Source organism: Brevundimonas sp., from assembly GCF_052436175.1.
In the GTDB taxonomy this organism is placed as follows: domain Bacteria; phylum Pseudomonadota; class Alphaproteobacteria; order Caulobacterales; family Caulobacteraceae; genus Brevundimonas.
Window position 1 is genome coordinate 1 of record NZ_JBQVNM010000092.1, and the last position, 7,334, is coordinate 7,334.

The 7,334-nt window shown below is 69.9% G+C and carries 6 protein-coding genes and 1 pseudogene; all 7 read right to left on the minus strand.

The features are described from left to right. Positions 1–161 precede the first annotated feature (161 nt). Positions 162–1,415, minus strand: a pseudogene (glyS, locus tag ACT6QK_RS14290) (glycine--tRNA ligase subunit beta); the annotation flags it as partial. Next, positions 1,415–1,918, minus strand: coding sequence for an endonuclease domain-containing protein (locus tag ACT6QK_RS14295; RefSeq protein ID WP_444598495.1), 504 nt, complete (start codon positions 1,916–1,918; stop codon positions 1,415–1,417). The pseudogene glyS and the gene ACT6QK_RS14295, both read right to left, overlap by 1 nt. Continuing rightward, on the minus strand, positions 1,915–2,166 hold the full coding sequence (locus tag ACT6QK_RS14300; RefSeq protein WP_444598496.1) for a hypothetical protein: 252 nt from the start codon (positions 2,164–2,166) through the stop codon (positions 1,915–1,917). The genes ACT6QK_RS14295 and ACT6QK_RS14300 overlap by 4 nt, the downstream gene beginning before the upstream one ends. 152 nt (positions 2,167–2,318) lie before the next feature. Next, positions 2,319–3,230 (minus strand): glycine--tRNA ligase subunit alpha, encoded by a 912-nt coding sequence (locus ACT6QK_RS14305; RefSeq protein ID WP_444598497.1) that lies wholly within the window; start codon positions 3,228–3,230, stop codon positions 2,319–2,321. A gap of 80 nt (positions 3,231–3,310) precedes the next feature. After that, entirely contained in the window at positions 3,311–4,126 is an 816-nt protein-coding gene (locus ACT6QK_RS14310) for a fasciclin domain-containing protein (protein ID WP_444598498.1), read from the minus strand. A 201-nt stretch (positions 4,127–4,327) separates the two neighbouring features. Next, positions 4,328–5,197 carry a 4-(cytidine 5'-diphospho)-2-C-methyl-D-erythritol kinase gene (locus ACT6QK_RS14315; RefSeq protein WP_444598499.1) on the minus strand — a complete coding sequence of 290 codons (870 nt, stop codon included), beginning with the start codon at positions 5,195–5,197 and terminating at the stop codon, positions 4,328–4,330. Then, entirely contained in the window at positions 5,194–7,170 is a 1,977-nt protein-coding gene (locus tag ACT6QK_RS14320) for a tetratricopeptide repeat protein (protein ID WP_444598500.1), read from the minus strand. Before ACT6QK_RS14320 ends, ACT6QK_RS14315 begins: the two co-directional genes overlap by 4 nt. Positions 7,171–7,334 lie beyond the last annotated feature (164 nt).

The window sequence follows — 7,334 nt, forward strand, 5'->3', positions numbered from 1 at the left end:
GGGGCGGGGTGGGGGTGGGCTTTGGTCTAGCGGCCCCCCCCCCGCGGGGGGGGGGGGGTTGGGGGGGGGGCCACACCGGTTGATGGTGATCCGCCACTGCCCGCTTCAGACGCCGTCACCCCCAACCCCGACCCTTCCCCCATCAAGGGGGAAGGGAGCAGACGCGCATAGTAGCCGCCCATCACCCCCTGCAGTTCCGGGAACTCCCCGACCATGCCGGACGCCAGGTCCGCCTTCGACAGCCGCGCCGCCTGCTCCGCCTCGTCCGGATCCGCCCCGACCAGGGGCGCAATCTCGCGCGCCAGGGCGGCGATCCGCTCGACCCGTTCAGCCAGGCTGCCCAGTTTGGCGTGGAAGGTCACGCCCGCAAGCTTCTGATTCCAGGCGTCGAACCCGACCTTCTGATCCTCGTCCCAGAAGAAGCGGGCGTCGTTCAGGCGGGCCGACAGGACGCGGCTGTTGCCCGCCGCCAGGGCCTGACCGCCGTCGGTCGCCTCGACATTGGCGACGACGAGGAAGTTCGGCGCCAGACCGTCCTTCGAGGGATCGCGCATTGCGAAATACTTCTGGTGCACCTTCATCGACAGCTTGATCACCTCGGGCGGCAGGGTCAGGAACTGCGGGTCCATGTCGCCCAGGATCGGCGTCGGCCATTCGGCCAGGCCCGCCACCTCGTCCAGCAGGCCGTCGTCGTCGACCAGCTCCAGGCCGCGCGTGTGACAGGCCGCCCGCGCCGCCTCCAGAATCCGCAGCTTGCGATCCGCCACGTCGATCAGGACGAAATTGTCCTCGAGTTGCTTCCGATAATCGGCGAAGTCGCGGATCTTCAGCGGGCGTTTGGTGCCCATGAAGCGGTGACCCTCGGTCGCGTCACCGCTCTCGATCCCCTGCACCCGGCCGCCGAGGTCCGGCGACCCGTCGGCGATCACGAACGGAACCACCTTGCCGTCGAACAGGCACAGAATCCGCTTGATCGGCCGCACCCAGCGCAGGGTCGCGTCGCCCCAGCGCATCGACTTGGGCCAGGGGAAGGCGCGGATGACGGCGTCCACCGTCTCGGCGATCACCTCGGTCGTCTGACGGCCCTGCTGGCGGATGACGGCGAAGAAGACGCCGTCGCGCTCGGTCAGCTGATCCTTCGTCAGGCCGGTCTTCCTCAGGAAGCCCTCCAGCGCCTGATCCGGCGCCGAGGTGCGGGGGCCCTTCAGCTCCTCCTCACGGTCGGGCGTCGAGACCGGCAGGCCCTCGATGACCAGCGTCAGCCGGCGAGGGCCGGCATAGGTGGTCAGGGCGTCCCAGCTCAGCCCGGCGGCCTTCAGCCGTTCCGACGCCATGCGCTCCAGATCGCGCGCGGCGCCCTGCTGCATGCGGGCGGGGATTTCTTCGGAGAAGATTTCGAGGAGGAGTTGGGGCATCAGGATTCGTCGTCTCTGACCCACTGGTCGCGGGCCCGGTAAAGAGCCCTTCCCCCTTGATGGGGGAAGGGTTGGGATGGGGGTGACAGCCTGTCCGCCTGAATCGCCGTCAGCACGGCCTCGCGGTCCTCGACCACCTGACGGGTGGTGAAGCGGCGGACGCGATAGCCCTGACCTTCCAGCCAGGCGGTGCGGGCGGCGTCATAGGCGACGGCCTCGGAGGTTTCGTGATGCGGGCCGTCCACCTCGATCACGAGCCGTCGATCATGATCGACGAAATCGACGATGAACCGGCCGATCGGGGACTGGCGGCGGATATTGGCCTTGAGCTTGCGCAGATCGGCCCACAGCACCTTCTCGGGATAGGTCTGTTCGCGACGCAGGCGGCGGGCGCGCTCGACCGCGCCGCCGAGATGCCGGGGTCTTGCGGACAGGCTTTCACCCCCATCCCCAGCCCTTCCTCCATCAAGGGGGAAGGGAGCGCCGTCGTCGATGAGGTTCACGCCGTGCGCTCCACGCCCAGTTTCAGCTCGACGATCTCGCCATCAGCCGCCGCGGATACATCGACGGAAAACCTGTGAGAGACGGAGCTGAAAGCTGCGAGTTGAAGCAACTGAGCATAGGCCGCTCCAACAGCGAGTTCCCCGGCGAATCCGTCGTCCTGACGGTCCAGATAGCCCATCACGCCAGCGTCGTTCACCGTCTCCGCGACGAGGCTGACACTGATCGGCGCGAACGATCCGTCGGCCAATTTGATCAACCCATCCCTGACAGCCCAACGCGGCCCAAAACTCGTTCGGCCTACGGGCACGAACAACTGGCTGCTGTCGAAAACGAGGCGTCCGGATACAGCCGCACCAGCCTTTCGGACCGTTCGCGCAAACGGAACGACGCGGTCATCACTCACGCCCCCGCCCCTTCCAGTTCCGCCCTTTCCCGCTCGACGTAGGCCGTCGCGCACGCCTTGCACAGCTCCCGGATCCTGCCGATGTAGCTCTGCCGTTCGGCCACCGCGATGGCCCCCCGCGCGTCCATCAGGTTGAACAGGTGAGACGCCTTCAGCACCTGGTCATAGGCGGGCAGGACCAGTTGCTGGCCCTGGGGTCCGGTCATGGCCAAGAGGCGGGACACCTCGGCCACCATGTCCTCGAACCGGCGCTTCAGCCCGTCCACGTCATAGCCATGGAAGTTGGCTTCCGACTGCTGGCGTTCGTTCTCGAGGAAGACCTCGCCATAGGTCAGGCCGTCGGTGTTGAACTTCAGGTCATAGACGTTGTCGACGCCCTGGACATACATGGCCAGACGCTCCAGCCCGTAGGTCAGCTCGCCCGACACCACGTCGACCTCGATGCCGCCGACGCCCTGGAAATAGGTGAACTGGGTCACCTCCATCCCATCGCACCAGACCTCCCAGCCCAGCCCCCAGGCGCCGACGGTGGGGTTCTCCCAGTCGTCCTCGACGAAGCGGATATCGTGCAGGGCCGGGTCGATGCCGATGGCGCGCAGGGAGCCCAGATAGAGCTCCTGCAGGTCGTCGGGGTTGGGCTTCAGGATCACCTGGAACTGGTAGTAGTGCTGCAGCCGGTTGGGGTTTTCGCCGTAACGGCCGTCGCCCGGACGGCGGCTGGGCTGCACATAGGCGGCCTTCCACGGCTTCCGGCCCAGCGCCCGCAGCACCGTCGCCGGATGCAGGGTCCCCGCCCCCACCTCGACGTCATAGGGCTGAAGCAGGGCGCAGCCCTTGTCGCCCCAGTATTTCTGGAGCGTCAGGATCAGATCCTGAAACGAAAGCGGTTCGGTCGGGGCGTGGGGCACGTGCGGTTGGGCTCGGGATAAGCAAAGGGCGGCGGACCCTAGAGTCCGCCGCCCTCAAACTCAACCGAAGCTCGTGCAGATTACTGCGGCGTCGGCGGGGTCACCGGGGTTTCCGGCGTGTCGTCCGTCGGCTCTGCGGCCGGCTCGGTCGGGGCGACCGGCGGGGTCGGAGCGGGAGCCGCAGCCGGATCGGGGCTGGTCGCCGGGGCGGGGGCCGCAGCTGGAGCCTCTTCCGTCGTCGCCTCTTCCGCATCGCCCGAGGCGACGGCCGAGGCCGCCGGGCTCAGAACCTTGTCGATGGCGAAGACCGCGCCGTTGGAGGCGTCGATGTCGGCCGTGACGACGGTGGCGTCATCGACCTTGATCGAGGCGCCGGTGCCGTCCAGCTGGACCTGGCTGCGGGCCGCGGTCTCGACGCCGCCCTTGGTGCCCTTGATCTGGCTCGAGTTCACGTCGGCGACGATCACATGATAGAGCAGGGTCTGACGCAGCTCATTGACGTTTGCCGGGTCCATCAGGCGCGTGCGCTCCGCCTCAGGCAGGGCCGCGAAGGCCGCATCCGTCGGGGCGAAGATCGAGACGGCCGGCTGGGCCTTCAACGTGTCCGTCAGCTGGGCGGCGTCGAGCGCCGTCAACAGCGTCGTGAACTGGCCCTGGGCCTTCAAGGTGTCGATTACGGTCGAGCCGGCCGCCGGGGTGGCGGCCGTCGCCTGAGCGGGAGCCGTGGCCGGAGCGGGCGTGGTCGCGCTGGTATCCGTGGTCGCGGGCGGCGTCGGGGCCGGCTCGGTCGGCAGCGGGGTCACCGGGGACTGGCCCGGCATGTCCTGGGCGAAGGCGGCGGGGGCGGCCATCAGGGCGACGGCGGCGGCGGCGGTCAGAAGACGAGTGCGAAGCATGTCAGCATCCTTTCGGTTTGATCTCGGGGAGCCAGGCTGCAGTTGTCACGGCCCGTTACTAAAGGTTACGAGACCTCAAAGCTCCGTTGAGCGCGACAGGTTCCATATGGGACCGAATATTCGGCGATGCATCACAACAGCCAAGGTTATGCTTGGGCGATACTGTGACGCCGGGCGCCTGCGCGCCCCATTCTCGCCCTTTTACAGCTCAGCTGTCAGGTCGCCGCCCAGAACCGTGCGAACGACCCACCAATCGCCATGATCGGCCGACAGGCGGCTCGCCGCGTCGTCGGCCGCCGCCGGGTCGACGAACAGGCCGAACACCGTGGCGCCGGAGCCCGACATCCGCGTCAGGCCGACCCCGGATGACCGGGCGACGGCCTGCATCGCCGGACCGATCGCGGGTTGCAGTTCCAGCGCGGGGCGCTCCAGGTCGTTTCTCTGTCGCCCCAACCAGTCGATGACCGCGCGGGGTGACCAGTCGGTCGGCGGCTCCGGCCGGTCCGCCCGTACGACCGGACCCGCGTCATAGGCCCGATAGACGGCGCCGGTGGAGGACGGGACGCGCGGATTGACCAGAATGGCGTGGAGCGGCGGCAGGCGCGGCTCGGGCGTCAAACGCTCTCCCCGGCCCTCGGCCCAGGCGGACATGGGGTTCAGGCACATGGGCCCGTCGGCGCCGACCGTCAGCGCCGCCGCACGCAGGTCCGCTTCGCCCACGCCGTCTATCAGCCGGGCCGCCAACCGCAGGGCCGCCCCGGCGTCGGACGACCCGCCGCCCAGACCGGCGGCGATCGGCAACGTCTTGTCGAGCTTCAGGGCCAGACCCGGCCCGGCCTTGAGCGCGCGCACGGCCCGCAGCACCAGATTGTCGCCCTCACCGTCCAGCCCCGTCGAGAACGGCCCCCCGACGGTGAGCGACAGACCGGCCGCCACCCGCGCCGTCAGACGGTCGCCGACATCGGCGAAGGCCACCAGACTGGCCAGGGGGTGATAGCCCTCCGCATCCACCGGCCCGACGTGGAGGAACAGGTTGACCTTGGCCGGGGCCAAGGCCGTCAGGGTCGTCATGTGGCGTCCGCCGCCGGGGCGGCCTCTGGCGCCAGCTCGCTCGCCGCGCCGGCCGCCTGCAACGGAAGGATCACCGGCTCCGCCGGCGGCAGGCCCTCCGCCAGCTTCTTCTCCACCCCCGCCTTGCGTTCGGCGTCGGGATCGAGGGTCAGGACGCGATTCCACTGGAAGCCCGCCTCGCGACGCCGCCCGACCCGCCAATAGGCGTCGCCCAGGTGGTCGTTGATCTCGGCGTTGGCCGGCTCCTTGGCCACCGCCCCCTCCAGCGTTACCACCGCCTCGTCGTAGCGACCCTGACGATACTGGGCCCAGCCGAGGGAGTCCTGGATGTTTCCGTCGGTCGGCTGGGCGCTGAAGGCGCGGCCGATCAAGGCGGCGCCCTCGTCCACCTTCGTGCCGCTATCCACCCACAAATAGCCGAGAAAGTTCAGATACATGGCGTTGTTCGGCTGGGCCGTGACCGCCGCCTGGAGTTCGGCTTCCGCCTCCGTCGCGCGGCCGAGCCCCTCATAGGCCGCGCCTCGCAGGAAGCGGACGAAGCCCCCCTGATCGGCTTCGGACAGGGGCGATGCCGTCAGCAGGCCCAGCGCTTCCTCGTTCCGCTTCAACGCCACTAGCTGGCTCGCCATGGCCAGACGGGCGCCGACCGAGTCCGGCGACGCCTCCACCGCACGGCGATAGGCGGCCAGAGCCTCCTCCGGTCGCTCCGCCCGCGCCAGACTGTCGGCCAGTTGGGCCTGGGCCGAGGTGTAGAGCGACGCATTGGCGGGCGGGATCGTGGCCAGCACCTCGCGGGCCTGGGCCTCCAGCCGCGCCTTGATCAGGGCGTCGGCGTATTGGAGCCGGTGGGCGTCGTCCGGCGACAGTTGCAAAGAGAGCCGACTGTAGACCGCCGCGAACTGATGCGCCCGAAGCTCCTGCGCCAGGGTGGTCGCCAGCGACAGGGCGCGCGACGCCCCCTGTCGGGACGTCATCAGCCGGGGCGCTCGTCCGCCGCTGGCGGCCCGGGCGCGCGCCGCGATCAGGCCGGGATTGGCGGCTTCGGTCGGCGACGCCGCGGCATAGAGGGCGACGGCCTCGTCCCGGCGGCGGTTGCGCTCCAGGAACTCGCCATAGGCGATGCGGAAGGCCGGCTGGCTGTTCGCGGCGGCGACCAGGGCCTTGTATTCCGCCTCGGCCTCATCACGGCGGCGGCGTCCCTCCAGCAGTTGCGCCCGCTGCAGGCGCATGACCTGCAACAGGACGCCGGGCCCCTCGGGCGGGGGCGCCAGGGCGAAGTCCCAGTCGCGCGCCGCCGCCGCGATCCAGGGCTGGACCAGCAGGGCCGCCGTGGCGTGCGGCGGTTCGATGGGTTGCGACTTCAGGATGGCCACGGCCTCCCGCGCCCGGCCCCGGTCGAAGTCCATCACCGCCTGAACCAGCCGCCCGGCCCCGCTGAGGGTCGGGGACACCCCCTCGCCCTCGGGCAGGCTCTTCAGAGCGGCGTCCAGATCCCCGGCCAGCAAGGCGGCGACGAAGGCCTGTTCCGAGACCGTGGGCTGCTCCGGGGTCAGGGTACGCGCCTCGACCAGGGTCGTGGCCCCCGCCTCGGCCGCGCCCTCCACCTCGGTCCCGCGCATCGTCAGATAGCGCCCGCCCAGATAGAGGCCGTAGGCCGTGCGGCCCTCGGCGTCGCGCGGCGCGGGCGCCCAGACGGCGGGTATGGGAACGATCTCGGGCTCTTGCGGCGCGTCGGTGTCGACGACCATGCCCGGCCCCTCCCCGTCCTCGCCTTCATCGGGCGCGGGCGTGACGGGCGGCGCGATGAGCGGCGGCAACGGCGATCGCTGCGGCAGAGGCGAGGCCGGCGTTCCCGGCGGCGCGATGATGATCGGCGGAACCGGCTCCGCCTCCTGCGCCATGGCTGGAGCGCCGACAGCGAGGCCCAGAACCAGGGTGGAAACGACGGACAGGCGACGGCGCGAAACGATCATGCCGTGAACCTCACCGGATTATGCGGCGACGGCAAGGCCCAATCCTCCCCCAAAGGGGGAGGTGGATGCGTGGCGGAGCGAGCAGACGGAGGGGGCTTGCCGCAGGCTCAACATGCGCTGACAGCCCCCTCCACCGCTTCGCGGTCCCCCTCCCCCAATGGGGG